Origin of the sequence: Streptomyces cavernae (genome assembly GCF_004023625.1) — a bacterium.
GTDB lineage: Bacteria > Actinomycetota > Actinomycetes > Streptomycetales > Streptomycetaceae > Streptomyces > Streptomyces cavernae.
Genome location: NZ_RPDJ01000011.1, coordinates 118574 through 145030 on the forward strand (window position 1 = coordinate 118574; position 26457 = coordinate 145030).

Annotated in this window: 22 protein-coding genes and 2 pseudogenes; 20 read left to right on the forward strand and 4 right to left on the reverse strand. The window is 69.7% G+C overall.

All coding sequences use genetic code 11. From position 1 onward, the window contains the following. Positions 1 to 195: 195 nt before the first annotated feature. A complete protein-coding gene (locus EF387_RS22435; protein WP_128378386.1) occupies positions 196 to 2703 on the forward strand; it encodes a RelA/SpoT family protein in 2508 nt (835 codons plus the stop codon). Positions 2704 to 2839: 136 nt separating this feature from the next. On the opposite strand, the gene EF387_RS22440 is transcribed toward EF387_RS22435, so the two are convergent. Beyond that, the gene (locus EF387_RS22440) at positions 2840 to 4069 is read right to left on the reverse strand and encodes a DUF349 domain-containing protein (RefSeq protein WP_128378387.1); all 1230 of its coding nucleotides are present in this window, start codon (positions 4067 to 4069) and stop codon (positions 2840 to 2842) included. A gap of 135 nt (positions 4070 to 4204) precedes the next feature. Continuing rightward, positions 4205 to 5023 carry a peptidylprolyl isomerase gene (locus EF387_RS22445; RefSeq protein WP_128378388.1) on the reverse strand — a complete coding sequence of 273 codons (819 nt, stop codon included), beginning with the start codon at positions 5021 to 5023 and terminating at the stop codon, positions 4205 to 4207. A 159-nt stretch (positions 5024 to 5182) separates the two neighbouring features. Between EF387_RS22445 and EF387_RS22450 the strand changes: the two genes are divergently transcribed. Beyond that, the gene (locus EF387_RS22450; RefSeq protein WP_128378389.1) at positions 5183 to 5899 is read left to right on the forward strand and encodes an MBL fold metallo-hydrolase; all 717 of its coding nucleotides are present in this window, start codon (positions 5183 to 5185) and stop codon (positions 5897 to 5899) included. 13 nt (positions 5900 to 5912) lie between these two features. Continuing rightward, a complete protein-coding gene (gene hisS, locus EF387_RS22455) occupies positions 5913 to 7175 on the forward strand; it encodes a histidine--tRNA ligase (RefSeq protein ID WP_128378390.1) in 1263 nt (420 codons plus the stop codon). Positions 7176 to 7400: 225 nt separating this feature from the next. Here hisS and EF387_RS48475 read toward each other — a convergent pair. Next, positions 7401 to 7581, reverse strand: a pseudogene (locus tag EF387_RS48475) (LuxR C-terminal-related transcriptional regulator); the annotation flags it as partial. Positions 7582 to 7654: 73 nt separating this feature from the next. After that, positions 7655 to 8358, reverse strand: a pseudogene (locus EF387_RS22465) (ATP-binding cassette domain-containing protein). Positions 8359 to 8542: 184 nt separating this feature from the next. Between EF387_RS22465 and EF387_RS22470 the strand changes: the two are divergent. The 17 genes from EF387_RS22470 (at position 8543) to nusB (ending at position 26262) form a co-directional block, all read left to right on the forward strand. Next, on the forward strand, positions 8543 to 9196 hold the full coding sequence (locus EF387_RS22470) for a vitamin K epoxide reductase family protein (RefSeq protein ID WP_128378391.1): 654 nt from the start codon (positions 8543 to 8545) through the stop codon (positions 9194 to 9196). Between the two features lie 103 nt (positions 9197 to 9299). Beyond that, positions 9300 to 10655, forward strand: coding sequence for a replication-associated recombination protein A (locus EF387_RS22475; protein ID WP_128378392.1), 1356 nt, complete (start codon positions 9300 to 9302; stop codon positions 10653 to 10655). A 356-nt stretch (positions 10656 to 11011) separates the two neighbouring features. Then, complete coding sequence (gene rpsD / locus EF387_RS22480; RefSeq protein ID WP_128378393.1) at positions 11012 to 11626, forward strand: 30S ribosomal protein S4; 615 nt, start codon at positions 11012 to 11014, stop codon at positions 11624 to 11626. Between the two features lie 223 nt (positions 11627 to 11849). Beyond that, positions 11850 to 12284, forward strand: coding sequence for a DUF948 domain-containing protein (locus tag EF387_RS22485; RefSeq protein ID WP_128378394.1), 435 nt, complete (start codon positions 11850 to 11852; stop codon positions 12282 to 12284). Between the two features lie 7 nt (positions 12285 to 12291). Continuing rightward, entirely contained in the window at positions 12292 to 12654 is a 363-nt protein-coding gene (locus EF387_RS22490; RefSeq protein WP_128378395.1) for a hypothetical protein, read from the forward strand. After that, entirely contained in the window at positions 12654 to 15326 is a 2673-nt protein-coding gene (gene alaS, locus EF387_RS22495) for an alanine--tRNA ligase (RefSeq protein ID WP_128378396.1), read from the forward strand. Before EF387_RS22490 ends, alaS begins: the two co-directional genes overlap by 1 nt. Before the next feature lie 28 nt (positions 15327 to 15354). Beyond that, positions 15355 to 15819 (forward strand): Holliday junction resolvase RuvX, encoded by a 465-nt coding sequence (ruvX, locus tag EF387_RS22500; protein WP_128378397.1) that lies wholly within the window; start codon positions 15355 to 15357, stop codon positions 15817 to 15819. A gap of 347 nt (positions 15820 to 16166) precedes the next feature. Continuing rightward, positions 16167 to 17972, forward strand: coding sequence for an endolytic transglycosylase MltG (gene mltG / locus EF387_RS22505; protein ID WP_128378398.1), 1806 nt, complete (start codon positions 16167 to 16169; stop codon positions 17970 to 17972). Positions 17973 to 18359: 387 nt separating this feature from the next. Continuing rightward, positions 18360 to 19187 (forward strand): shikimate dehydrogenase, encoded by an 828-nt coding sequence (locus tag EF387_RS22510; RefSeq protein WP_128378399.1) that lies wholly within the window; start codon positions 18360 to 18362, stop codon positions 19185 to 19187. Between the two features lie 46 nt (positions 19188 to 19233). Next, positions 19234 to 19713 carry a hypothetical protein gene (locus EF387_RS22515; protein ID WP_238431637.1) on the forward strand — a complete coding sequence of 160 codons (480 nt, stop codon included), beginning with the start codon at positions 19234 to 19236 and terminating at the stop codon, positions 19711 to 19713. A 189-nt stretch (positions 19714 to 19902) separates the two neighbouring features. Then, positions 19903 to 21087 carry a chorismate synthase gene (gene aroC / locus EF387_RS22520; RefSeq protein WP_128378400.1) on the forward strand — a complete coding sequence of 395 codons (1185 nt, stop codon included), beginning with the start codon at positions 19903 to 19905 and terminating at the stop codon, positions 21085 to 21087. A gap of 35 nt (positions 21088 to 21122) precedes the next feature. Beyond that, positions 21123 to 21608, forward strand: coding sequence for a shikimate kinase (locus EF387_RS22525; protein ID WP_128378580.1), 486 nt, complete (start codon positions 21123 to 21125; stop codon positions 21606 to 21608). Beyond that, complete coding sequence (aroB, locus tag EF387_RS22530; RefSeq protein ID WP_128378401.1) at positions 21605 to 22726, forward strand: 3-dehydroquinate synthase; 1122 nt, start codon at positions 21605 to 21607, stop codon at positions 22724 to 22726. The genes EF387_RS22525 and aroB overlap by 4 nt, the downstream gene beginning before the upstream one ends. 211 nt (positions 22727 to 22937) lie before the next feature. Continuing rightward, a complete protein-coding gene (locus EF387_RS22535; RefSeq protein WP_128378402.1) occupies positions 22938 to 23831 on the forward strand; it encodes a Pro-rich N-terminal domain-containing protein in 894 nt (297 codons plus the stop codon). A 254-nt stretch (positions 23832 to 24085) separates the two neighbouring features. Beyond that, positions 24086 to 25192 carry an aminopeptidase P family protein gene (locus EF387_RS22540; protein ID WP_128378403.1) on the forward strand — a complete coding sequence of 369 codons (1107 nt, stop codon included), beginning with the start codon at positions 24086 to 24088 and terminating at the stop codon, positions 25190 to 25192. Positions 25193 to 25258: 66 nt separating this feature from the next. After that, entirely contained in the window at positions 25259 to 25825 is a 567-nt protein-coding gene (gene efp, locus EF387_RS22545; RefSeq protein WP_128378404.1) for an elongation factor P, read from the forward strand. Between the two features lie 2 nt (positions 25826 to 25827). Then, a complete protein-coding gene (gene nusB, locus EF387_RS22550) occupies positions 25828 to 26262 on the forward strand; it encodes a transcription antitermination factor NusB (RefSeq protein ID WP_128378405.1) in 435 nt (144 codons plus the stop codon). Positions 26263 to 26457 lie beyond the last annotated feature (195 nt).

The following is a 26457-nucleotide window of genomic DNA, read 5'->3' on the forward strand; positions in this document are numbered from 1 at the left end:
ACGGGAGTTCGACGCGGCTCTGAGCGTCACCCGTTCGGCCGCTGGGGCGGGCCCGGAGGAATCCGGCGCCCGCCTCGTGCGTTTCTCCTGCACAGAGGCGTCTCACCGGTCGAAGGGGAGCCCGGAGCCCAGGATCGCTACCATGGGGGCTCCGGAGCCTGACCGGGGGACCCGGATCGCGCACGAGGAGTCCTCTTGCCAGACGAGGCCCAGCATCTGACCGCCGCCAAGCCCGAGCAGGGCCCGGCGCCCGCCGCAACGCCCGAAAAGAGCGCCCCGGCGGAGCGTCCCCGGCCCGCCACCGGCGACGCGGCCGTTCAGCACGCGCCCGCGGAACGCCCCGCGAACACCCCCGTGGCCCGGCCCGCACCCCCGCCCACGCGCACCGGCGGCTCGTCCAACCGCGTCCGCGCCCGTCTGGCCCGGCTCGGCGTGCAGCGCTCCAATCCCTACAACCCGGTCCTGGAGCCCCTGCTGCGGATAGTGCGCAGCAACGACCCGAAGATCGAGACCGCCACGCTCCGCCAGGTCGAGCGCGCCTACCAGGTGGCCGAGCGCTGGCACCGCGGTCAGAAGCGCAAGAGCGGCGACCCGTACATCACCCATCCGCTCGCCGTCACCACCATCCTCGCCGAACTCGGCATGGACCCGGCCACCCTCATGGCGGGGCTGCTGCACGACACCGTCGAGGACACCGAGTACGGCCTGGACACGCTGCGGCGCGACTTCGGCGACCAGGTGGCCCTCCTCGTCGACGGCGTCACCAAGCTGGACAAGGTCAAGTTCGGTGAGGCCGCGCAGGCGGAGACCGTGCGCAAGATGGTCGTCGCCATGGCCAAGGACCCGCGCGTCCTGGTCATCAAGCTCGCCGACCGCCTGCACAACATGCGCACCATGCGCTACCTCAAGCGCGAGAAGCAGGAGAAGAAGGCACGCGAGACGCTGGAGATCTACGCGCCGCTCGCCCACCGGCTGGGCATGAACACCATCAAGTGGGAGCTGGAGGACCTCGCGTTCGCGATCCTCTACCCCAAGATGTACGACGAGATCGTGCGCCTCGTCGCCGAGCGCGCCCCCAAGCGGGACGAGTACCTCGCCATAGTGACCGACGAGGTGCAGGCCGACCTGCGCGCCGCCCGCATCAAGGCGACCGTGACCGGGCGCCCGAAGCACTACTACAGCGTCTACCAGAAGATGATCGTCCGCGGCCGTGACTTCGCGGAGATCTACGACCTGGTGGGCATCCGCGTCCTCGTCGACACCGTGCGCGACTGCTACGCGGCCCTGGGCACCGTCCACGCCCGCTGGAACCCGGTTCCTGGGCGGTTCAAGGACTACATCGCGATGCCCAAGTTCAACATGTACCAGTCGCTGCACACGACGGTGATCGGTCCCAACGGCAAACCCGTCGAACTCCAGATCCGTACGTTCGACATGCACCGCCGCGCCGAGTACGGCATCGCCGCGCACTGGAAGTACAAGCAGGAGGCGGTGGCCGGGGCGTCCAAGGTGCGCACCGACGCCCCGCGCGGCGCCGGCGGCAAGGCCGGCAAGGACGCGGGCGCCGTCAACGACATGGCGTGGCTGCGCCAGCTGCTGGACTGGCAGAAGGAGACCGAGGACCCGTCCGAGTTCCTGGAGTCGCTGCGCTTCGACCTCTCCCGCAACGAGGTCTTCGTCTTCACGCCGAAGGGCGACGTCATAGCGCTCCCGGCGGGCGCGACACCGGTGGACTTCGCGTACGCGGTGCACACCGAGGTCGGGCACCGCACGATAGGAGCACGGGTCAACGGCCGCCTGGTACCGCTGGAGTCCACCCTGGACAACGGCGATCTGGTGGAGGTCTTCACCTCCAAGGCACCGGGCGCGGGCCCGTCCCGGGACTGGCTCGGCTTCGTCAAGTCCCCCCGGGCCCGCAACAAGATCCGTGCGTGGTTCTCCAAGGAGCGCCGCGACGAGGCCATCGAGCAGGGCAAGGACGCCATCGCGCGCGCGATGCGCAAGCAGAACCTGCCGATCCAGCGGATCCTGACCGGCGACTCGCTGGTGACGCTCGCGCACGAGATGCGCTACCCGGACATCTCCTCGCTCTACGCGGCGATCGGCGAGGGCCACGTGGCCGCACAGAACGTCGTACAGAAGCTGGTGCAGGCGCTCGGCGGGGAGGAGGCGGCAAGCGAGGAGATCGACGAGTCCGTCCCGCCGACGCGCAGCCGCAGCCGTAAGCGCCGCAGCAGCAGCGACCCCGGCGTGGTCGTCAAGGGCGTCGATGACGTGTGGGTGAAGCTCGCCCGCTGCTGTACGCCCGTCCCGGGCGACCCCATCATCGGCTTCGTCACGCGGGGCAGTGGCGTATCGGTTCACCGCAGCGACTGCGTCAACGTGGAGTCACTGTCCCGTGAGCCGGAGCGGATCCTCGACGTCGAGTGGGCTCCCACCCAGTCGTCGGTGTTCCTGGTCGCGATCCAGGTGGAGGCGCTGGACCGGTCCCGGCTGCTGTCGGACGTCACCCGGGTCCTGTCGGACCAGCACGTGAACATCCTCTCGGCGGCCGTGCAGACGTCCCGCGACCGGGTCGCCACCTCCCGCTTCACCTTCGAGATGGGCGATCCCAAGCACCTGGGCCACGTCCTGAAGGCGGTACGGGGTGTGGAGGGCGTGTACGACGTGTACCGCGTGACATCGGCGCGCAGGCCGTCTTAGGTCGGCACAGCAGGGTCGCAGTCCGGCAGAGCACGCAAAAGCGCAGCACAGCAGCACGCCGGAGTGCGGCACAACGCACGCAGAGGGGCTCCCGTACCGGTGTACGGGAGCCCCTTTCGCAGTTCGGTGAGCGGTGTCAGCCGCCGAACTCCTGCAGACCCTTCAGGGCCTGGTCCAGCAGGGCCTGACGGCCCTCCAGCTCCCTCTCCAGCTTGTCGGCCCTGGCGTTGTTGCCCTGGGCGCGCGCCGACTCGATCTGGGCCCGGAGCTTGTCCACGGCCGCCTGGAGCTGGCCGGTCAGGCCCTCGGCACGCGCGCGTGCCTCCGGGTTCGTACGGCGCCACTCCGCTTCCTCGGAGTCCTGCAGGGCCCGCTCCACCGCGTGCATCCGGCCCTCCACCTTCGGGCGCGCGTCCCGCGGCACATGGCCGATGGCCTCCCAGCGCTCGTTGATGGAGCGGAACGCGGCACGAGCCGCCTTCAGGTCCGTGATCGGCAGCAGCTTCTCCGCCTCTTCGGCGAGTTCCTCCTTGAGCTTGAGGTTCTCCGCCTGCTCCGCGTCCCGCTCGGCGAAGACCGAGCTGCGGGCCGCGAAGAAGACGTCCTGCGCGCCGCGGAAGCGGTTCCACAGGTCGTCCTCGTGCTCACGCTGGGCACGGCCCGCCGCCTTCCACTCCGCCATCAGCTCGCGGTACCGCGCGGCCGTCGGACCCCACTCCGTCGACCCGGACAGCGCCTCGGCCTCCGCGACCAGCCGCTCCTTGGTCTTGCGGGCCTCCTCGCGCTGCGCGTCCAGGGCCGCGAAGTGCGCCTTGCGCCGCTTGGAGAACGCCGAGCGGGCGTGCGAGAAGCGGTGCCACAGCTCGTCGTCCGACTTGCGGTCCAGGCGCGGCAGACCCTTCCAGGTGTCCACGAGCGCCCGCAGGCGCTCACCCGCCGCCCGCCACTGGTCGGACTGCGCCAGCTCCTCGGCCTCGACGACCAGCGCCTCCTTGGAGTGCCGCGCCTGGTCGGACTGCCGGGCCTTCTGTGCCCTGCGTTCCTCACGGCGCGCCTCGACCGCCTCGACCAGCTTGTCCAGCCGGGCGCGCAGCGCGTCGAGGTCGCCGACCGCGTGATGCGCGTCGACCTGCTCCCGCAGGTGGTCGATGGCTGTCTGGGCGTCCTTCGCGGACAGGTCGGTGGTCTTCACCCGCCGTTCGAGGAGGCCGATCTCCACGACCAGGCCCTCGTACTTGCGCTCGAAATAGGCCAACGCTTCCTCGGGCGTGCCGGCCTGCCAGGAACCGACGACCTGCTCGCCATCGGCCGTACGCACGTACACGGTCCCCGTCTCGTCGACGCGGCCCCACGGGTCGCTGCTCACAGCGCCTCCTCCACATGATGCCCGCGAGGGGCCTCAGCGCCCCCGAGCATCGTCCACAGTTTCGTCACGGCCAACATAGGCGACCGGCGGGGCGGCTGTCCGCATCCCGCGCGACCGAAATTCCGCAGTTGACAGTCAGGATTTCGTCACTGTTGCCTTGTTGATCACAACGGTCGCGTTCGGTGCACCGTCGCCCTGGCCGGTGTTCTCGCCCGCCGCCGCGATCTTCCTGAGAACCTTCATCCCCGATTCGGAAATGGTCCCGAACGGTGTGTAGCTGGGCGGAAGCTGACTGTCCTCGTACACGAGGAAGAACTGGCTGCCGCCGGAGTTCTTCTGGCCCGTGTTCGCCATCGCGACCGTGCCTGCGGGATAGACGTTACCCTTGAGGCTTTTGTCCTTCAGGTTCTCGTCGGGGATGGTGTAGCCGGGACCACCGGTTCCGGTGCCCTGCGGGTCGCCGCACTGCAGCACGTAGATGCCGTTCGTGGTCAGCCGGTGGCACTTGGTGTGGTCGAAGAACCCCTTGCCCGCGAGGAAGTCGAACGAGTTCACGGTGCGCGGCGCCGCCGCCGTCTTCATCGCGACCTCTATGTCACCGCACGTGGTCGCCAGCTTCAGCGTGTACTTCGCGGACTTGTCGATCGTCAGCGCCGGCTCCTTCTTCCAGCTCTGCGACTTCACCTTGCCCTCGGCCGGCTTCTCGCACGGGTCCGGCGCCTTGCTGGGGGAGGCGCTCGGCGTCACCTCCGCGCCCGCGTTCGCCTTCTTGCCGTCGTCCTTGAAGACGCCGGTCGCGTAGGAGACCAGGCTGCCCACGAGGATCACACCGAGGACCGACGCGATCGCCGCGTTGCGTGCCTTCGCCTTACGCCGCGCGGCCGTGCGCCGCTGCTGCTGCCGCAGGAACTTCTCCCGTGCGAGCTGCCGCTTCCGCTGCTCCTGGCTGACCACCGGGTTCTCTCCTCATGCGTCTCGTACGTCGGGTGGGACGCCTGGGGCCTGTGAGCAGACCGCCTGCGTGTGACCCGTACGGTATATGGGTTCGCTGAGGAATCGGCAGCGCCGGTAGGCTCTAGGTCCCACCTCCGGACGACACAACTAAGGACGATCGTGCTCATTGCCGGGTTCCCCGCCGGGGCCTGGGGGACCAATTGTTATCTGGTCGCCCCCGCCGCGGGTGAGGAATGCGTGATCATCGACCCCGGCCACCAGGCCACCGCGGGAGTCGAGGAAGCGCTTCGCAAGCACCGCCTCAAGCCCGTCGCAGTCGTCCTCACCCACGGCCACCTCGACCACGTGGCCTCGGTCGTCCCCGTGTGCGGCGCGCACGACGTGCCCGCGTGGATCCACCCCCAGGACCGGTACATGATGAGCGACCCGGAGAAGGCACTCGGCCGGTCGATCGGGATGCCGCTGATGGGCGAACTCACCGTGGGGGAGCCGAACGACGTCAAGGAGCTGACGGACGGCGCGCAGCTGCGGCTCGCGGGCCTGGAACTGTCCGTCGCGCACGCGCCCGGCCATACCAAGGGGTCGGTGACCTTCAGGCTGCCCGAGGCCGCGGACATCCCGCAGGTCTTCTTCTCGGGCGACCTGCTCTTCGCCGGCTCCATCGGACGCACCGACCTGCCCGGCGGCGACATGGACGAGATGCTCGAGTCGCTGGCCCGCGTGTGCCTGCCGCTCGACGACTCGACCGTGGTGCTGTCCGGCCACGGCCCCCAGACGACCATCGGCCAGGAGCGCGCCACCAACCCCTATCTGCGGCAGGTGGCCGCTGCCCGCCAACCGGGCAGCGCCCAGGACGCTCCCCGACGAGGATTGTGACGAGAGACCTTCCGTGAGCACCTTCCAGGCCCCCAAGGGCACGTACGACCTGCTGCCGCCGGACTCCGCGAAGTACCTGGCGGTCCGCGAGGCGATCGCCGCCCCCCTGCGCAACTCCGGCTACGGCTACATCGAGACGCCCGGCTTCGAGAACGTCGAACTGTTCGCGCGCGGTGTCGGCGAGTCCACCGACATCGTCACCAAGGAGATGTACGCCTTCGAGACGAAGGGCGGCGACAGGCTGGCCCTGCGCCCCGAAGGCACCGCGTCCGTGCTGCGCGCGGCGCTGGAGGCCAACCTCCACAAGGCGGGCAATCTCCCCGTCAAGCTCTGGTACTCGGGCTCGTACTACCGCTACGAGCGCCCCCAGAAGGGCCGCTACCGCCACTTCTCGCAGGTGGGCGCCGAGGCCATCGGAGCTGAGGACCCGGCGCTGGACGCCGAGCTGATCATCCTGGCGAACCAGGCGTACCGGTCGCTGGGCCTCAGCGACTTCCGCATCCTGCTGAACTCGCTGGGCGACAAGGAGTGCCGTCCGGTGTACCGGGCCGCGCTCCAGGACTTCCTGCGCGGCCTGGACCTCGACGAGGACACCCTTCGCCGCTCCGAGATCAACCCGCTGCGGGTGCTGGACGACAAGCGTGAGTCGGTCCAGAAGCAGCTCGGTGACGCCCCGTTGCTGCGGGACTACCTGTGCGACGCCTGCAAGGCGTACCACGAGGAGGTGCGCGAGCTGATCACGGCGGCGGGCGTGTCCTTCGAGGACGACCCCAAGCTGGTGCGCGGCCTGGACTACTACACGCGCACGACCTTCGAGTTCGTCCACGACGGTCTGGGATCCCAGTCCGCGGTGGGCGGCGGTGGCCGCTACGACGGCCTGTCCGAGATGATCGGCGGCCCCGCGCTGCCGTCGGTGGGCTGGGCACTGGGCGTGGACCGTACGGTGCTGGCGCTCGAGGCCGAGGGAGTCGAGCTCGAACTGCCCTCCGCCACCAGCGTGTTCGCGGTTCCGCTGGGGGAGGAGGCCCGGCGGGTGCTCTTCAGGGTGGTCACCGAGCTGCGCCGGACAGGTGTCGCGGCGGACTTCTCGTACGGCGGGAAGGGGCTCAAGGGGGCCATGAAGAGCGCCAACCGGAGTGGGGCCCGGTTCGCTCTGGTCGCCGGTGAGCGGGATCTCGCCGAGGGTGTCGTGCAGCTCAAGGACATGGAGTCCGGGGAGCAGGACGCTGTCGCTTTGACCGATGTGGTGTCCGAACTGGCGTCGAGGCTGGGCTGAGCGGGGCGTTTCAAGCGGGCTTCCGGGCTGCCGTCCCAGACCCCGAGTCGGATATCGGCCCGGGCCTGAACGGCCTCGGCCTCGAACGCCGGCCGGGCTGGAGACGCGGGATTGTGTCTGCGTGCGGCTGCGCGGTGTGGGCGACTGGCACAGCCCACCCGCGCATACCCGGAAACACTGCGGGGCAGCCCCCGGGGCAGCAAGGTTCGTGGGGCGACCCCAGCCCAGCAAACCCAGACGCATGGCCGTGGTCACCGCGGCCGTCCTGTCGTCCACCCCACGTGCCGAACACCCGCAAGCAGAATGCGTCTTGACCGTTCGACTCGCCGATGGACAGCCGCCGCCCGACCTCGGCGTTGGTGCACCCCTCCGCCACCAGCCGCAGCACCGCCTGCTCCCGCTCCGACGCGAAGTGACCGTGTCCGGGGACCGCGAAGCGCGCCGCTCGCGCTTTCGCGGTCCCCGGGACGGGTGATCCGCTACGGGCGGCTGATCCCCAGGCCAGGACCTCTACTCGAAACGGCGCATCAGCCCGGTAACCGTGCGGGTTGGGGTCCGAGTGCGCTCGCTGCGCGGGGCGCCGTCGGACTCGGTCCACTCTCGACGGTGGGCTCGGTTCCGTAGCGGGCGCGCGGGGCGGTGGGTTTGCCCTTGGCCAGCCCGGCCCCGCGAGCCGGTGCGCGAGCGCCTCGGCCTCCTCCGGGTAGCAGGTAGTGGCTGGTCAGCACGATGGTGGTGCCCTCGTCGGTGAGCCTGCGGATCAGTGCTCAGAACCGGCGGCGGGCGGCCGGGGTGAAGTCCGTCATCGGTGCCGGACAGGGCCTTGATCCGGCTGCCCGGCCTTCTCCTCCAGGCCGACCAGACCGATGACCTCCTCGGGATCACATGGACTCGGGTAATATCGTGCGAAATGTCGCACTGTTTCCCGAACCGTCAACTCGGCGGGTGCGGATTCGTCCTGCCGGACGATTCCCACGCGCGAGCGCCACGCGTGCGCAGCGGACTGCGGGTCCGAGCCCAGCCCGGACACCTCGCCGCCTGGCCGGCTGCGAGTGCCCCGGAGGATCCCCACCGCGGTGCTCCTGCCGGCGCCGTCGGGGCCGAGGATCCCGACGACCTCTCCGTGGCGAATGGCCAGGTCGACGCCGTTCACCGCGGTCGCGTCGCCGTACCGCTCGCGCAGCCCCCGAACCTGAACCGCGAGCTCGTTCGCGTGTGTTGTCGTGTCGTCGAGCGTCGTCCCGAACCGAACGTTCCGGGACGGCCGTGCGTACTTCCTTACGTCCATCGAACGGTGGGCAGACGCACGTGTGCGGCACAATGACCGGTGCCAGCAGGTCCACATCTCGAGTGATGGAATCGGCGTGATGAGCAAGACGACAGTCAACGTCTCCACCGTCCCGCGCGAGGCGGAGCGTACGGACTCGGCCAGGTCGGTGGGCGGCAGCCGGGCGTTCGCCCTGCTGCTGATGATCACCGGTGCGGCCGGTCTGCTCGCCGCATGGATCATCACCATCGACAAGTTCAAGATCCTCGAGGCCAAGGCCGAGGGCAAGACGTTCACGCCCGGGTGCAGCTTCAACCCGGTGGTGTCCTGCGGCAGCGTGATGGAGAGCGACCAGGCCTCCGTCTTCGGGTTCCCCAACCCGATGCTCGGCCTCGTCACCTACGCCGTGGTGATCGGCGTGGGTGTCAGTCTGCTCGCCGGGGCCCGCTTCCCGCGCTGGTATTGGCTGACCTTCAACGCCGGCACCCTCTTCGGCGTCGGTTTCTGCGCCTGGCTGATGTTCCAGTCGCTGTACCGCATCAACGCGCTGTGCCTGTGGTGCTGCCTGGCCTGGGTGGCCACGATCGTCATGTTCTGGTACGTGACGTCGTTCAACATCCGCAACGGCTTCCTGCCCGCCCCGCGCCCGGTCAAGAACTTCTTCGGCGAGTTCACCTGGGTCCTGCCGGTGATGCACATCGGGATCATCGGCATGCTGATCCTGACCCGCTGGTGGGACTTCTGGACCAGCTGATCCCGGCCTTTCCCGCGGGCCCCGGGCGTCCTCCGTCCGGGGCCCGCGGCGTTGTCCGACCGGGCCCGCGGCGTTGTCAGCCGGGTGACATAGCCTTTTGGACGTGGAACCCGACCTCTTCACCGCCGCGGCCGAGGAACGCCAGGAGAAGGACCCGGCAGGCAGCCCCCTGGCGGTCCGGATGCGCCCGCGCACCCTCGACGAGGTGGTGGGCCAACAGCACCTGCTGAAGCCCGGCTCGCCGCTGCGCCGACTCGTCGGCGAGGGCAACTCGGGCCCGGCCGGCCCGTCCTCGGTGATCCTGTGGGGCCCGCCCGGCACCGGCAAGACGACCCTCGCGTACGTCGTCTCCAAGGCCACCAACAAGCGCTTCGTGGAACTCTCCGCGATCACCGCGGGCGTCAAGGAGGTCCGCGCGGTCATCGACGGCGCCCGCCGGGCCACCGGCGGCTACGGCAAGGAGACCGTCCTCTTCCTCGACGAGATCCACCGCTTCAGCAAGGCACAGCAGGACTCCCTGCTCCCCGCCGTCGAGAACCGCTGGGTGACACTGATCGCCGCCACCACCGAGAACCCGTACTTCTCGGTGATCTCCCCGCTGCTGTCCCGCTCCCTGCTGCTCACGCTCGAACCGCTCACCGACGACGACGTCCGGGGCCTGCTCCGGCGCGCCCTCACCGAGGAGCGCGGGCTGGCCGGCGCCGTCACCCTCCCCGAGGACACCGAGAACCACCTGCTGCGGATCGCCGGCGGCGACGCCCGCCGGGCGCTGACCGCACTGGAGGCCGCCGCCGGAGCCGCGCTGGACAAGGGGGAGCCGGAGATCGGTCTGACGACCCTCGAGGAGACCGTCGACCGCGCCGCCGTGAAGTACGACCGCTCCGGCGACCAGCACTACGACGTGGCCAGCGCCCTCATCAAGTCCATCCGCGGCTCCGACGTCGACGCGGCACTGCACTACCTGGCCCGCATGATCGAGGCCGGCGAGGACCCCCGCTTCATCGCCCGCCGCCTGATGATCTCCGCCAGCGAGGACATCGGCCTCGCCGACCCGAACGCCCTGCCGATCGCGGTGGCCGCCGCCCAGGCCGTCGCCATGATCGGCTTCCCCGAGGCCGCACTGACCCTCAGCCACGCCACCATCGCCCTCGCCCTGGCCCCCAAGTCCAACGCCGCGACCACGGCCATCGGCGCCGCCATGGAGGACGTGCGCAAGGGCCTCGCGGGGCCCGTTCCGCCGCACCTGCGCGACGGGCACTACAAGGGCGCGGCGAAGCTCGGTCACGCACAGGGGTACGTGTACCCGCACGACCTGCCCGAGGGCATCGCCGCCCAGCAGTACGCGCCCGAAGCCATCAAGGACCGGGAGTACTACACCCCGACCCGGCACGGCGCCGAGGCCCGCTACGCGGACGCGGTCGAGTGGACCCGCAAGCACCTCGGTCGAAAGCGGTCCTGAGCGCCCTGTAAGATGGCCCGAAGTGCTGCGTCCCGTGTCCGGCCCCTCCACAGAGGTTCCCTCCGTAGAGGTGCTGACATATCCACAGCGGGACATTCAGCCGGAACCCCGGAACCGTACGCGTACGGCCCGGGGATCCAGGAGCGTCGCGCACCGGCGAACGGTGTCGCGGGCAGCCCACCACCACCCGGTCTCCCGGAGCGGTAGGTGGGCCACTCGCGTGCTGCACGTATGTGCCCAGACCAGGGGAGCGGCTGCCCGGCAGGTCCTGTGCGGACCCGGCGGGATTCCCCGGCTGCGGATGCGACCTCCCCTAACCGTGGAAGCCGGATATTCGGAAAAGAGATCAAAGACAGATGGCGAACCAGTCCCGCCCCAAGGTCAAGAAGTCGCGTGCCCTCGGCATCGCGCTGACCCCGAAGGCCGTCAAGTACTTCGAGGCCCGCCCCTACCCGCCGGGTGAGCACGGCCGCGGCCGCAAGCAGAACTCGGACTACAAGGTCCGTCTGCTCGAGAAGCAGCGCCTGCGCGCGCAGTACGACGTGTCCGAGCGCCAGCTCGTCCGCGCCTACGAGCGTGCCTCCAAGGTCCAGGGCAAGACCGGTGAGGCCCTGATCATCGAGCTGGAGCGTCGCCTCGACGCCCTGGTCCTGCGTTCGGGCATCGCCCGCACGATCTACCAGGCCCGCCAGATGGTCGTCCACGGCCACATCGAGGTCAACGGCCAGAAGGTCGACAAGCCGTCCTACCGCGTCCGTCCCGACGACGTCGTGATGGTCCGCGAGCGCAGCCGGGACAAGACCCTGTTCCAGATCGCCCGTGAGGGCGGCTTCGCCCCCGACGGCGAGACCCCGCGCTACCTCCAGGTGAACCTCAAGGCCCTGGCCTTCCGCCTGGACCGCGACCCGAACCGCAAGGAGATCCCGGTGATCTGCGACGAGCAGCTCGTCGTCGAGTACTACGCCCGCTGATCCTTTCGCGGCGGACGTAGACCCACCGGCCTCGCGCCCCGGCCCGCCGTCCTCCCCGCCTCGTGGCGGGCGGGGCGGCGGGCCCTCGCGTACCCCGGCTGAGGCCGCCGCGGCCGTGTGCGCCGCGTACCGCGAAATCCGGTGCGGAGCGGTACCCCGGGCGCGATAGGCTCGGGGAACGACTTTTCTCGATGTTCAGGCACGTTTAGGGAGCGGGTGCGCGGTGTCCGGTGGAGAGGTGGCCGGGATCCTGGTGGCCGTCTTCTGGGCGATCCTGGTCTCCTTCCTCGCCGTCGCACTGGCGAGGCTGGCCCAGACGCTCAAGGCGACCACCAAGCTGGTGGCGGACGTGACCGACCAGGCCGTCCCGCTGCTCGCCGACGCCTCGACGGCGGTCCGCTCGGCCCAGACCCAGATCGAGCGGGTCGACGCCATCGCCTCGGACGTCCAGGAGGTGACGTCGAACGCGTCCGCGCTGTCGACGACCGTCGCCTCCACCTTCGGCGGCCCGCTGGTGAAGGTGGCGGCGTTCGGCTACGGAGTGCGCCGGGCCATCGGCGGCCGTCGTGAGAACGTGGAACCGAAGGCGCCCCGCCGCACCGTGCTCGTGGGCCGCACCGTCCCGTCCGCACGGCGGGGAAAGCGGAAGAAGGACTGACGCAGCGATGTTCCGCCGTACGTTCTGGTTCACCGCCGGCGCAGCCGCGGGTGTGTGGGCCACCACCAAGGTCAACCGCACGCTCCGCAAGCTGACCCCGGAGAGCCTCGCCGCCACGGCGGCGAACAAGGCGATCGAGACGGGTCACCGCTTCAAGGACCGGGCGGTGGGCTTCGCGCACGACGTCCGCGACAACATGGCCCGGCGGGAGGCCGAACTCGACGAGGTGCTCGGTCTGAACGAGCGACCCGAGCTTCCGTCCCCCCGGCGCTTCGCCGCCATCGAGAACACCAACGACCCGAAGTACAGCAAGGATCCGAGGTACGTCGAGCGGTCGACGTACTCGTACAACCGGAATGAGGACCACTGATGGAGTCGGCTGAGATTCGTCGCCGCTGGTTGAGCTTCTTCGAGGAGCGCGGTCACACCGTCGTCCCTTCGGCGTCGCTCATCGCGGACGACCCGACTCTGCTCCTGGTCAACGCCGGAATGGTGCCGTTCAAGCCCTACTTCCTGGGTGAGGTCAAGCCGTCGTTCGCGCGTGCCACGAGCGTCCAGAAGTGCGTCCGCACGCCGGACATCGAGGAGGTCGGCAAGACCACCCGGCACGGCACGTTCTTCCAGATGTGCGGCAACTTCTCCTTCGGCGACTACTTCAAGGAAGGCGCCATCAAATACGCCTGGGAGCTGCTCACCACGCCCCAGGACAAGGGCGGCTACGGTCTGGAGCCCGAGAAGCTCTGGATCACCGTCTACAAGGACGACGACGAGGCCGAGCGCATCTGGCACGAGATCGTCGGCGTGCCCAAGGAGCGCATCCAGCGCCTCGGCATGAAGGACAACTACTGGTCCATGGGCGTACCCGGCCCCTGCGGCCCGTGCTCCGAGATCAACTACGACCGCGGCCCCGAGTTCGGTGTCGAGGGCGGCCCCGCCGTCAACGACGAGCGGTACGTGGAGATCTGGAACCTGGTCTTCATGCAGTACGAGCGCGGCGAGGGCACCTCGAAGGAGGACTTCGAGATCCTCGGTGAGCTGCCCAGCAAGAACATCGACACCGGCCTCGGCCTCGAGCGTCTCGCCATGATCCTGCAGGGCGTGCAGAACATGTACGAGATCGACACCTCCATGGCCGTCATCAAGAAGGCCACCGAGCTGACCGGTGTCGCCTATGGCGACGCCCACGCCTCGGACGTCTCCCTGCGCGTGGTCACCGACCACATCCGCACCGCCGTGATGCTCATCGGCGACGGCGTCACGCCCGGCAACGAGGGCCGCGGCTATGTCCTGCGCCGCATCATGCGCCGCGCCATCCGCAACATGCGTCTGCTCGGTGCCACGGGCCCGGTCGTCCAGGACCTGATCGACACCGTCATCGAGATGATGGGCCAGCAGTACCCGGAGCTCATCAGCGACCGCGAGCGCATCGAGCGGGTCGCCCTCGCCGAGGAGTCCGCCTTCCTGAAGACCCTGAAGGCCGGCACCAACATCCTCGACACCGCCGTCACGGACACCAAGGCCGCCGGCGGCACGGTCCTGGCCGGCGACAAGGCCTTCCTGCTCCACGACACCTGGGGCTTCCCGATCGACCTCACCCTCGAGATGGCCGCCGAGCAGGGCCTGTCCGTGGACGAGGAGGGCTTCCGCCGCCTGATGAAGGAGCAGCGGGAGCGCGCCAAGGCCGACGCCCAGGCCAAGAAGACCGGCCACGCCGACCTCGGCGCCTACCGCGAGATCGCCGACGCCGCCGGTGAGACCGAGTTCGTGGGCTACACCCAGACCGAGGGCGAGTCCACGATCGTCGGCATCCTCGTCGACGGCCTCTCCTCCCCGGCCGCCACCGAGGGCGACGAGGTCGAGGTGGTCCTCGACCGCACCCCGTTCTACGCCGAGGGCGGCGGCCAGATCGGCGACACCGGCCGCATCAAGGTGGACACCGGTGCCGTCATCGAGGTCCGCGACTGCCAGAAGCCGGTTCCGGGCGTCTACGTCCACAAGGGCGTCGTCCAGGTCGGAGAGGTCACCGTCGGTGCCAAGGCCCAGGCCTCCATCGACGTACGCCGCCGCAAGGCCATCGCCCGCGCCCACTCGGCCACCCACCTCACCCACCAGGCCCTGCGCGACGCCCTCGGCCCGACGGCCGCCCAGGCCGGTTCCGAGAACCAGCCGGGCCGTTTCCGCTTCGACTTCGGCTCCCCGTCCGCCGTCCCGACGGCCGTGATGACCGATGTCGAGCAGCAGATCAACGAGGTGCTCGCCCGCGACCTCGACGTGCACGCCGAGATCATGGGTATCGACGAGGCCAAGAAGCAGGGCGCCATCGCCGAGTTCGGCGAGAAGTACGGCGAGCGCGTCCGCGTCGTCACCATCGGTGACTTCTCCAAGGAGCTGTGTGGTGGCACCCACGTCCACAACACCGCCCAGCTCGGCCTGGTGAAGCTGCTCGGCGAGTCCTCGATCGGCTCCGGTGTGCGCCGTATCGAGGCCCTCGTCGGCGTCGACGCCTACAACTTCCTCGCCCGTGAGCACACGGTCGTCGCCCAGCTCCAGGAGCTGGTCAAGGGCCGCCCGGAAGAGCTCCCGGAGAAGATCTCCGCCATGCTCGGCAAGCTGAAGGACGCCGAGAAGGAGATCGAGAAGTTCCGTGCCGAGAAAGTGCTGCAGGCCGCCGCCGGTCTGGCCGAGTCCGCCAAGGACGTCCGCGGGGTGGCCGTGGTCACCGGTCAGGTCCCGGACGGCACCACCGCCGACGACCTGCGCAAGCTGGTCCTCGACGTGCGCGGCCGGATCCAGGGCGGCCGGGCCGCCGTGGTCGCCCTGTTCACCGTCAACAACGGCAAGCCGCTCACGGTCATCGCCACCAACGAGGCCGCCCGCGAGCGCGGTCTGAAGGCCGGTGACCTGGTTCGCACCGCCGCCAAGAGCCTCGGCGGCGGCGGTGGCGGCAAGCCGGACGTCGCCCAGGGCGGTGGCCAGAACCCGGCCGCCGTCGGCGAGGCCGTCGACGCCGTCGAACGCCTGGTCGCCGAGACGGCCCAGTAAGAATCCACGAAGAAACGGCCACAAAAGTATGCGAAGAGGACGTCGCCTCGCGATCGACGTCGGGGACGCCCGGATCGGGGTCGCCTCCTGCGACCCCGACGGGATCCTCGCCACCCCGGTCGAAACGGTCCCCGGCCGAGACGTCCCGGCCGCCCAGCGGCGGCTGAAGCAACTGGTCGAGGAGTATGAACCGATCGAGATCGTGGTCGGGCTTCCCCGCTCCCTCGGGGGCGGCGAGGGCCCGGCCGCGGCCAAGGTTCGCGGCTTCGCCCGGGAGCTGGCGCAGAATGTGCCGTCCGTGCCGGTGCGTCTCGTGGACGAGCGGATGACGACGGTGACGGCGAGTCAGGGGTTGCGCGCCTCCGGTGTGCGGTCCAAGAAGGGCAGATCGGTCATCGACCAGGCGGCCGCGGTGGTGATCCTGCAGAGTGCGCTCGAGGCCGAACGGGCCTCCGGCCAGGCGCCCGGAGAGGGCGTCGAGGTGACTGACTGATCATGCGGTTTTCCCGGATACCGGGAAGTACGGCCTCTCGCCCCGCATGGTCGCACTGAATACCGGTACTGGGTGCAGGTCCGTGGTCGGGCAGCCGGGTAGAGCCCCTGGCCTGCGTCGACCTGAACAGAAGGCCTGCCGGGCGGATGAGGTGGACTGAGCGGCCGGAAGTCGGGCAGGCGGATGCTGAACATCTCTCACTGCAGATATGAATCTCAACTGATCGCGATACGGTAACGTTCCGTGAGATGCGGTGGGTGTTCGAACAGCGACCGCACAGCAGAGAGGCGGACGCAAGCCGTGCCAGAAGCGCCTCGCGACCGCCGCCTTGCGGCCTGAGGGGATCGATGACTGATTATGGCCGGGGCCCAGGCTCCGAACCGTGGCACCCCGAAGACCCGTTGTACGGAGACGGCAACTGGGGACAGGACTCCTCCTACGGCGGCCAGCAGCAGCACTACCCGCAGCAGCAGTACGGCGACTGGGGCGGACAGGCCGGGTACGACCAGCAGCACTACGGGACCACAGCCCAGCAGCAGTACGAGGGGCACGGGCAGCCGTATCAGGGACACGGTCAGCAGCAGTGGGACGGTCAGGCACCGCAGGGCTACCACGGTTACGGGCAGCAGGGGTACGACGGCCAGGGTCACCAGGGCCAGCAAGGTCACCCGAATCATCAGGGGTACGGCGCTCACGGTCAGCAGGGCTACGGCGGCCAAGGGCAGGGATACGGGGGGCAGGGTCAGCAGGGCTACGACCCCCACGGCGGACAACAGCACAACGGTGGCTGGCACGGTGCCCCGGAGCAGGCGCCCGGTCAGTACACCGGCGGCCCGAACGACTCCTACGGAGGACGGCCCGCTCCCTACGGCGGCGAGCAGCCCGGCGGCTACCCGGCCGAGGCGCAGCGACAGCCGGAACCGCCCGCCAGGCGCCGCGCCGAACCGGAGCCGCCCGAAACCGACTGGGACCCCGGACCGGACCAGGGTGAGCACGCCTTCTTCTCCGACCGCGACGATGACGACGACAGCGACGACGAAGCCGAATCCCGCAACGGCAAGGGCGGGAAAAAGCCCAAAAAACGCCGCAGTGGAATGGCCTGTCTGGTCGTACTGCTGGTCCTCGGCGGCGGTGTCGGCGGAGTCGGATATTACGGCTACCAGTTCTACCAGAATCGTTTCGGCCCGCCTCCGGACTACGCGGGGGACGGCACGAGTCAGACCGTGACGGTGACCGTCCCCAAGGGGTCAGGCGGTGCTGCGATCGGTCAGTTGCTGAAGAAGGCGGGCGTCATCAAGAGCGTCGACGCGTTCGTGGCTGCCCAGGGCGATCATCCGGAGGGAAAAGCCATCCAGGACGGCGTCTACACGCTTCACATGCAGATGTCCGCATCGAGCGCGTTGTCCTTGATGCTGGATCCCAAGAGCCGCAACAACCTGGTGATTCCCGAGGGCAAGCGAGCGCTCGAAATCTTCGCGATGATCGACAGTCGGCTCGGAGTGAAGAAAGGGACGACCAGGAACGTCGCTCTGAAGGACTGGAAGAAGCTCGGCCTGCCGGACTGGGCCAATGACAACCCTGACATCAAGGAACCGGTAGAGGGTTTCCTCTACCCCTCCAGCTATCCGGTCAACAAAGGTATGAAACCCGCGGACGTGCTGAAGGAAATGGTGGCCCAGGCCAACGCAAAGTACGAGGAAATGGGGCTGGAGAAGAAAGCTGCCGATCTTGGCCTCGACAGCCCGCTGCAACTGCTCACGGTAGCGAGCCTTGTACAGGCCGAGGGCTACAACAAGAGCGACTTCGAGAAGGTCGCGAGGGTTGTCTACAACCGCCTCAAGCCCAACAACACCGAGACTGTCGGTCGGCTCGAATTCGACTCGACCGTCAACTACCTGAAGGGCGAGTCCAAGCTGGCCACAGGGCCGGTCGACGAACTGCGGAAGATCGACGATCCCTACAACACCTACAAGGTCACAGGTCTGCCCCCCGGGCCGGTTGGCAACCCCGGCGAGGTGGCCCTGGAGGCAACACTCGATCCGGCCGAGGGCAACTGGTACTACTTCGTCTCGATCAGCAAGGACAAGACGCTCTTCGCCGAGACGAACGAAGAGCACAACCGTAACCGTGAGAAGTACCTTGAGGGGCAGTAGAGCACGGTCGCGGTCCGGCAAGGAGCGCCACGACTTACCCTGAGCAGATGCGCCGAGGGCCCGCTGACGCCTTCAGTAGGCCCCTGAACAAGGAATAGCGGATGCGGCTGCCTATGAAAAGGGGCATTGCAGGCAGCCGTGCGAGAATGCTCAGGCGATGGTGGAGTACCAGTTGCCGTAGGCGTGGTCGTAAGCTTCGGGCTGATCGTACATCCACCCGCGGATGTCGACGTCAGTGTTCTCTACGAAGTCAAAGTTGAAGTCCGCGCGGGTTCCCTTTGGTGAATCGATGCATGAAGTGCCGTTCGGGTAAAGAGGGTTCATTCCGGATGTGGTCGCAAATGCGTGACAACGTATTCTCAGGCAGTAGAGGGGCGAGGAGGAGTAATGGCTGACCGGAGCAGGGCCGCCGTCCTCGGCTCACCGATCGCCCATTCCCTCTCCCCGGTGCTGCACCGTGCCGCCTACACCGAACTGGGACTGGGCGACTGGTCGTACGACCGGTTCGAAGTCGACGAGGCCGCGCTGCCGGGCTTCCTCGCGGAGCTCGGCCCCGAGTGGGCCGGGCTGTCGCTGACCATGCCGTTGAAGCGGGCCGTGATCCCGCTGCTCGACGGGATCAGCGACACCGCGGCCTCGGTCGAGGCCGTCAACACCGTCGTCCTCACCGAGGACGGGCGGCGCGTCGGCGACAACACCGACATCCCCGGGATGGTCGCCGCGCTGCGCGAGCGCGGCATCGAACAGGTCGACTCCGCCGCGATCCTCGGCGCCGGTGCCACGGCCTCCTCCGCACTGGCCGCGCTCGCCCGCATCTGCACCGGAGAAGTCGTCGCGTACGTCCGCAGCGAGGCCCGTGCCGCCGAGATGCGCCAGTGGGGCGAGCGACTGGACATCGACGTGCGCACCGCCGACTGGTCCGAGGCCGAACGTGCCCTGCGCGCCCCGCTCGTGATAGCCACCACCCCGGCGGGCACCACCGACGCACTCTCCGGAGCCGTCCCCGAGCGCCCGGCCACCCTCTTCGACGTGCTGTACGACCCCTGGCCGACCGCTCTGGCGGCGCGCTGGTCGGCGTACGGCGGCGCCGTCGTCAGCGGACTCGACCTGCTCGTGCACCAGGCCGTCCTCCAGGTCGAGCAGATGACGGGCCGCTCCCCGGCGCCCCTGGAGGCCATGCGAAAAGCGGGAGAGCACGCGCTCGCCGGACGTTAGGATCCACTCCGGTTCCGCAGGGGGCGGAGCAAGGGGGGATTTTGACATGACCACACAGGCGTCGTGGAAGAGCGAGATGTTCCAGGCCGTGCTGAACTTCCTGCCGGACTGGCTCCAGTGGACGGCGATCGCTCTGGCGGTGCTCGGCGTTCTCGTCTCCTGGGGCTTCAAGCTCAGGCGCAGGATCGCCCAGCGGCGCGCGGTCAACGCGATCCTGCCCACGCACGGGGGCGAGGGCAGGGGTGCCGACTATCTGGGTGCGTATGCCCCGCAGCAGCGCCCGGAGCCGGCGCGGCAGAGTGGGCAGGAGCCGCGAGGTGCCGACTTTCTGGGTGCGTATGCCCCGCAGCAGCGCCCGGAGCCGGCGCGGCAGAGTGGGCAGGAGCCGCGAGGTGCCGACTTTCTGGGTGCGTATGCCCCGCAGCAGCGCCCGGAGCCGGCGCGGCAGAGTGGGCAGGAGCCGCGAGGTGCCGACTTCCTCGGTGCCTACGCCCCGCAGCCGCGCCAGGAGAGCAGCCGGTCCTGACCGCCCCGTGTTCCGCCTGCCCTGGATCCCGTCCGTCTGCTGGACCAGGTCCGGGCGGTGGGCCCGGACGTGGGAGGATCGAGAGTGGCGGGCCAGGGCCGCGCACCCGGTCGCGCCGTCGCCGTACGCGAGGACGCGCGTACGCAGGGCAGTACGCAGTACCAGGGCGCGAAGTCATGAGGAGCACCGTTGAGCAGGTTGCGCTGGCTGACCGCGGGGGAGTCCCACGGCCCCGCACTCGTCGCGACGCTGGAGGGCCTTCCCGCCGGCGTGCCGATCACCACGGACATGGTGGCGGACCACCTGGCGCGGCGGCGTCTCGGCTATGGGCGCGGTGCCCGGATGAAGTTCGAGCGCGACGAGGTCACCTTCATCGGCGGCGTCCGCCACGGCCTGACCCTGGGCTCCCCGGTGGCGATCATGGTCGGCAACACCGAGTGGCCCAAGTGGGAGCAGGTCATGGCCGCCGACCCGGTCGACCCGGAGGTGCTCGCCGGGCTTGCCCGTAACGCCCCGCTGACCCGGCCGCGCCCCGGCCACGCCGACCTCGCGGGCATGCAGAAGTACGGTTTCGACGAGGCGCGGCCGATCCTGGAGCGGGCCTCGGCACGCGAGACCGCGGCCCGGGTGGCGCTCGGCGCGGTGGCGCGCTCGTACCTGAAGGAGACGGCCGGGATCGAGATCGTCTCGCACGTGGTGGAGCTGGCCGCCGCCAAGGCCCCGTACGGCGTGTACCCCAAGCCCTCCGACGTCGAGAAGCTCGACGCTGACCCGGTGCGCTGCCTGGACGCGGACGCGTCGAAGGCGATGGTCGCGGAGATCGACCAGGCCCACAAGGACGGCGACACCCTCGGCGGGGTCGTCGAGGTGCTCGCCTACGGAGTGCCGGTGGGACTCGGCTCGCACGTGCACTGGGACCGGCGGCTCGACGCCCGGCTGGCGGCGGCGCTGATGGGCATCCAAGCCATCAAGGGCGTCGAGGTCGGCGACGGTTTCGACCTGGCGCGGGTACCGGGTTCGAAGGCGCACGACGAGATCCTGGCCACCGACGAGGGAATCAAGCGGGCCTCCGGACGCTCCGGCGGCACCGAGGGCGGGCTGGCCACGGGCGAGCTGCTCCGGGTGCGGGCGGCGATGAAGCCGATCGCGACGGTGCCGCGGGCGCTGCAGACGGTGGACGTGGCCACGGGTGAGCCCACGCAGGCGCATCACCAGCGCTCGGACGTCTGCGCGGTGCCGGCCGCCGGGATCGTCGCCGAGGCGATGGTGGCACTGGTACTGGCGGACGCCGTCGCGGAGAAGTTCGGCGGGGACTCCGTGGCCGAGACCCGGCGGAACGTCGAGTCCTACCTCGAGAACCTGGTCGTCCGGTGAGCGGTAGGGGTCCGAGGGTCGTCCTCGTCGGGCCGATGGGGGTCGGCAAGTCGACCGTGGGCGCACTGCTGGCCGACCGGCTGGGCTGCGGCTTCCGCGACACCGACGAGGACATCGTGGCCGAACAGGGACGCAGCATCGCCGACATCTTCGTCGACGAGGGCGAGCCCGCCTTCCGCGCCATCGAGAAGCGGGCGGTGCACCGGGCACTCGCCGAGCACGACGGTGTCCTCGCCCTCGGCGGCGGCTCCATCCTCGACTCGGACACCCGCGCCCTGCTCGACGCACTGCCCGTCGTCTACCTGTCGATGGACGTCGAGGAGGCGGTCAAGCGCACGGGCCTCAACGTCGCCCGGCCGCTGCTCGCCGTCAATCCGCGCCGCCAGTGGCGCGAGCTGATGGAGGCACGCCGTCATCTGTACACCGAAGTCGCCCGTGCCGTGGTGTCCACCGACGGCCGCGGCCCCGAAGAGGTCGCACAGGCGGTCCTGGACGCCCTGGAGTTGAAAGAAGAGGCATGACCCAGCATTCCGAGCATTCCGAGCCTTCCGAGCAGGCGGTGACCCGGATCCAGGTCGGCGGGACCGCGGGCACCGAGCCGTACGAGGTGCTGGTGGGTCGTCAACTCCTGGGCGAACTCGGCGGGTTGATCGGCGAGAAGGCCAAGCGGGTCGCGGTCCTGCACCCCGAAGCACTGGCCGAGACCGGTGATGCGGTGCGCGCCGACCTCGCCGAGCAGGGCTACGAGGCCGTCGCCATCCAGGTGCCGAACGCGGAGGAGGCGAAGACCGCCGAGGTCGCCGCCTACTGCTGGAAGGCGCTGGGCCAGTCCGGGTTCACCCGCACCGACGTCCTGGTCGGCGTCGGCGGCGGGGCCACCACCGACCTCGCCGGGTTCGTCGCCGCGACCTGGCTGCGCGGCGTGCGCTGGATCGCCATCCCCACCACCGTGCTCGGCATGGTGGACGCGGCGGTCGGCGGCAAGACCGGCATCAACACCGCCGAGGGCAAGAACCTCGTCGGCGCGTTCCACCCTCCGGCCGGAGTGCTGTGCGACCTGGCCGCGCTGGACTCCCTCCCGGTCAACGACTACGTGTCCGGGCTCGCCGAGATCATCAAGGCCGGGTTCATTGCCGACCCGGTGATCCTGGAACTGATCGAGGCCGACCCGCAGGCCGCCCGTACCCCGGCCGGCCCGCACACCGCCGAACTGATCGAGCGGTCCATCAGGGTCAAGGCCGAGGTGGTCTCCGGCGACCTGAAGGAGTCCGGCCTGCGGGAGATCCTCAACTACGGTCACACCCTCGCGCACGCCATCGAGAAGAACGAGCGGTACAAGTGGCGGCACGGCGCGGCGGTGTCCGTGGGCATGCACTTCGCCGCCGAACTCGGCCGTCTCGCGGGCCGGTTGGACGACGCGACCGCGGACCGGCACCGCACCGTGCTGGAATCGGTGGGGCTGCCGCTGCACTACCGCTACGACCAGTGGCCCAAGTTGCTGGAGACGATGAAGGTCGACAAGAAGTCGCGCGGCGACCTGCTGCGCTTCATCGTCCTCGACGGACTGGCCAAGCCGACCGTAATGGAGGGCCCCGACCCGGCCGTGCTGCTCGCGGCCTACGGCGAAGTGGGGCAGTAACTCCCGCGGCGAGACGGAGCAACACCCACACGACCCGGTTCGTCCCTCTGCCATGGGCACTCCTCAGCTTCCCCGGCCGTTCACACAACGACGGCCGGGGAAGGTACCGTTCAGTTGGGGGCGCCCTCACGCCCTTTAGGCTGTGAGGGAGAGCGGACACAACACCCCGCTCGCCAGCGTCGATTGACCGTACGAGACGGAGTGGCACCGGATGCAGCACGCAGTGGGGTCTCCGCTGCCGCCGCCCCCTCAGCCGGGGCACGGACCGGCCGCCGGCCATTCGCCGGCCGCACACCAGCCGGGGCCGCAGCACCCGGGTTCCGCGCCCATGAGTCCGCCCCCCGCCCCCGCGGGGCCGCCCCCTCCCGGGTACACGCCCCCGGGACCTCCGGTACCGCCCGCACACGCTCCGCACGCCCATGCGGCCCCTGTGTCCCCACAGCATCTGCTGCCCGCACCGGAGACCACGGGACATGTGCAGCTGCCACCGGGCGGACCGGTCGCCATGCCGAGCCCGCCGCCGGCACCGGGCGGGCCCGATCCCGCGGCCACCACACTCGCGGTGCTGCTCATCGGGCCCGCGGGCGCGGGCAAGACGAGCGTCGCGAAGTACTGGGCGGACCACAGGCGCGTCCCCACGGCGCACATCAGTCTCGACGACGTACGGGAATGGGTGCGCGCGGGCTTCGCGGATCCGCAGTCGGGGTGGAACGACCACTCCGAGGCGCAGTATCGTCTGGCCCGCCGCACCTGCGGCTTCGCCGCACGCAACTTCCTGGCCAACGGCATCTCGTGCATCCTCGACGACGCCGTCTTTCCGGACCGGCCGGTGGTAGGTCTCGGGGGCTGGAAGCGCCATGTGGGCCCCGGTCTGCTGCCGGTCGTCCTGCTGCCCGGCCTGGAGATCGTCCTGGAGCGCAACGCGGAACGCTCCGGGAACCGTCGCCTCACCGACGAGGAGGTCGCCCGCATCCACGGCCGGATGGCGGGCTGGTACGGCTCGGGCCTCCCGATCATCGACAACTCCCAACTGGACGTCCCCGGCACGGCCCGGGTGCTCGACGAGGTGCTGGCGCGGTCGATCGCGAGTCCGCCTAAGTGGTAGGACGCTGAGCGGGCTGCTCGGGCTGTGGTGGCTGCTCGGGTTGTGTGTGCTGTGCGGGCTGTGGGGCTCGGGCCGCTCGGGTTGTGGTGTGCTGTGTGCGCCGCTCGGGCTGTGCGAGGTGTGCGGGCTGTGGGGGTTGTTCGGGTTGTGCGGTGGGGGCGGCGTTGTGCTCGGTGGTACACCGGCCCCGGGCGCGCCGCCCATCCGGACCTCTCGGCAGGCCGAGATGAAAGGCCGCTCGTAGGCTCGATGGCATGCCAGAGGAGTACGCGGCCCGTCGAGACCGGGTGAGGGAGCGATGCATGACCGGGGGCAGCGCCGCCGCGCTCATCTCCCGGCCCGCCAACGTGCGCTACCTCGCGGGCGCGGCACCCCGCGGCGCCGTACTGCTGCTCGGGCGGACCACGGACGTACTGGTCTGCGGAGCACCACTCAGTGGCGACACCGCGGAGGGACGCCCCGACGAGGCGGTGCGGATCCATGTGCTGCCCGGGCCGGGAGGCGACCCCGCAGTCGCCGCGGCGGACCTCGCCACCGCCGCGGGCGCCGACACCCTCGCCGTGGAGGAGCAGCACATGACGGTGGCCCGCCACCGGGCCCTGCGCTCGGTCGCCCGTCGACTGCGCCTCACCGACCTCGGCGCCGCCGTCGAACAGCTGCGCGTGGTCAAGGACGAGGAGGAGATCTCCTGTCTGCGCATCGCGGCGGAGATCGCCGACCAGGCCCTCGCCGAACTGCTCGAATCCATCCTCGTCGGCCGTACGGAACGCCATCTCGCTCTGGAGCTGGAGCGCCGGCTCGTCGACCACGGCGCGGACGGCCCCGCGTTCGCGACCTCCGTCGCCACCGGACCCAACGCCGGACGCCGAGCCCACCGTCCCACCGATCGCCGCGTCGAGGAGGGAGACTTCCTCTCCGTCTGCCTCGGCGCCGCCTACCGCGGCTACCGCTGCGAGATCGGCCGTACCTTCGTCATCGGCACGACTCCCGCCGACTGGCAGATCGAGCTGTACGACCTGGTCTTCGCCGCCCAGCGGGCCGGACGCGAGGCACTGGCCCCGGGCGCCGCCTACCGTGACGTGGACCACGCGGCCCGCCAGGTGCTCGACTCGGCGGGCCACGGTGAAGGCCTCGCACCTGTGACGGGGCACGGGGTCGGGCTCGAAATCGATGAGGACCCGCAATTGGCCCCTTCGTCCATGGGTAAACTGGACGCTTGCGTGCCGGTCACCGTCGAACCGGGGGTCCACCTCCCGGGCCGGGGCGGTGTCCGGATCGATGACACGCTCGTCGTACGCCCCGAGGCGGACGGCGGACCCGAGCTACTCACCATCACGACCAAGGAGCTGCTCGCGCTCTAGCCTCGAGAGCATCGAGCTGTGCGCCGCCCCGTGGTCGTCCACGTCAGTCCAGGAGATTCCGCAACCGTGGCTTCCACGAACGACCTCAAGAACGGCATGGTGCTCAAGCTCGACGCGGGCCAGCTGTGGTCCGTCGTCGAGTTCCAGCACGTCAAGCCCGGCAAGGGCCCCGCCTTCGTGCGCACCAAGCTCAAGAACGTGCTCTCCGGCAAGGTCGTCGACAAGACCTTCAACGCCGGTGTCAAGGTCGAGACGGCCACTGTCGACAAGCGCGACATGCAGTTCTCGTACATGGACGGCGAGTACTTCGTCTTCATGGACATGGAGACCTACGACCAGCTGCACATCGACCGCAAGGTCGTCGGCGACGCCGCGAACTTCCTCGTCGAGGGCTTCGAGGCGACCGTCGCGCAGCACGAGGGCGAGGTCCTCTTCGTGGAGCTGCCCGCCGCCGTCGAGCTGACCATCCAGGAGACCGAGCCGGGCGTGCAGGGCGACCGCTCCACCGGCGGCACCAAGCCCGCCACCCTGGAGACCGGCCACCAGATCCAGGTCCCGCTCTTCATCACCACCGGTGAGAAGATCAAGGTCGACACCCGCACGAGCGACTACCTCGGCCGGGTGAACAGCTAACCGTGGCTGCCCGCAACACGGCCCGCAAGCGAGCCTTCCAGATCCTCTTCGAGGGCGACCAACGTGGGGCCGATGTCCTGACGGTCCTCGCGGACTGGATCCGGCACTCCCGGACCGACACCCGGCAGCCGCCGGTGAGCGAGTACACGATGCAACTGGTCGAGGGCTACGCGAAGCGTGTGCAGCGGATCGACGAGCTGCTGGCGCAGTACGCGGTCGGCTGGACGCTGGACCGGATGCCGGTCGTCGACCGCAACATCCTGCGCCTCGGAGCCTACGAGCTGCTCTGGGTCGACGAGACGCCGGACGCCGTGGTGCTGGACGAGATGGTGCAGCTGGCGAAGGAGTTCTCGACGGACGAGTCGCCCGCGTTCGTGAACGGCTTGCTCGGTCGGCTGAAGGAGCTGAAGCCGACACTGCGACGCGACGAGGGTTGAGCCGGGCGCCTGACGTTCGATGTTGGCCGGTCTGGGGAGGGGCGGCTGCCGGGCCGGTGCCTGGCTTGGCGCGCCTACCGGTGGTCCGCGCCTACCGGTGGTCCGCGCCTACCGGTGGTTCGCGCCTACCGGCGGTTCGTGGGTCGGGGCCGCGCCGGATTCTCCGTCCTCGGTCTGGCGGGTGCCGGCTCTGAC

What these genes read in the sequence shown, in the direction of transcription:
- EF387_RS22540 (WP_128378403.1), top strand. Translation starts at nt 24,086, where the DNA reads ATGCCAGAGGAGTACGCGGCCCGTCGAGACCGGGTGAGGGAGCGATGC.
- EF387_RS22525 (WP_128378580.1), top strand. Translation starts at nt 21,123, where the DNA reads ATGGGGGTCGGCAAGTCGACCGTGGGCGCACTGCTGGCCGACCGGCTG.
- EF387_RS22490 (WP_128378395.1), top strand. Translation starts at nt 12,292, where the DNA reads ATGTTCCGCCGTACGTTCTGGTTCACCGCCGGCGCAGCCGCGGGTGTG.
- EF387_RS22515 (WP_238431637.1), top strand. Translation starts at nt 19,234, where the DNA reads ATGACCACACAGGCGTCGTGGAAGAGCGAGATGTTCCAGGCCGTGCTG.
- aroB (WP_128378401.1), top strand. Translation starts at nt 21,605, where the DNA reads ATGACCCAGCATTCCGAGCATTCCGAGCCTTCCGAGCAGGCGGTGACC.
- EF387_RS22470 (WP_128378391.1), top strand. Translation starts at nt 8,543, where the DNA reads ATGAGCAAGACGACAGTCAACGTCTCCACCGTCCCGCGCGAGGCGGAG.
- rpsD (WP_128378393.1), top strand. Translation starts at nt 11,012, where the DNA reads ATGGCGAACCAGTCCCGCCCCAAGGTCAAGAAGTCGCGTGCCCTCGGC.
- alaS (WP_128378396.1), top strand. Translation starts at nt 12,654, where the DNA reads ATGGAGTCGGCTGAGATTCGTCGCCGCTGGTTGAGCTTCTTCGAGGAG.
- EF387_RS22535 (WP_128378402.1), top strand. Translation starts at nt 22,938, where the DNA reads ATGCAGCACGCAGTGGGGTCTCCGCTGCCGCCGCCCCCTCAGCCGGGG.
- EF387_RS22510 (WP_128378399.1), top strand. Translation starts at nt 18,360, where the DNA reads ATGGCTGACCGGAGCAGGGCCGCCGTCCTCGGCTCACCGATCGCCCAT.
- mltG (WP_128378398.1), top strand. Translation starts at nt 16,167, where the DNA reads ATGACTGATTATGGCCGGGGCCCAGGCTCCGAACCGTGGCACCCCGAA.
- ruvX (WP_128378397.1), top strand. Translation starts at nt 15,355, where the DNA reads ATGCGAAGAGGACGTCGCCTCGCGATCGACGTCGGGGACGCCCGGATC.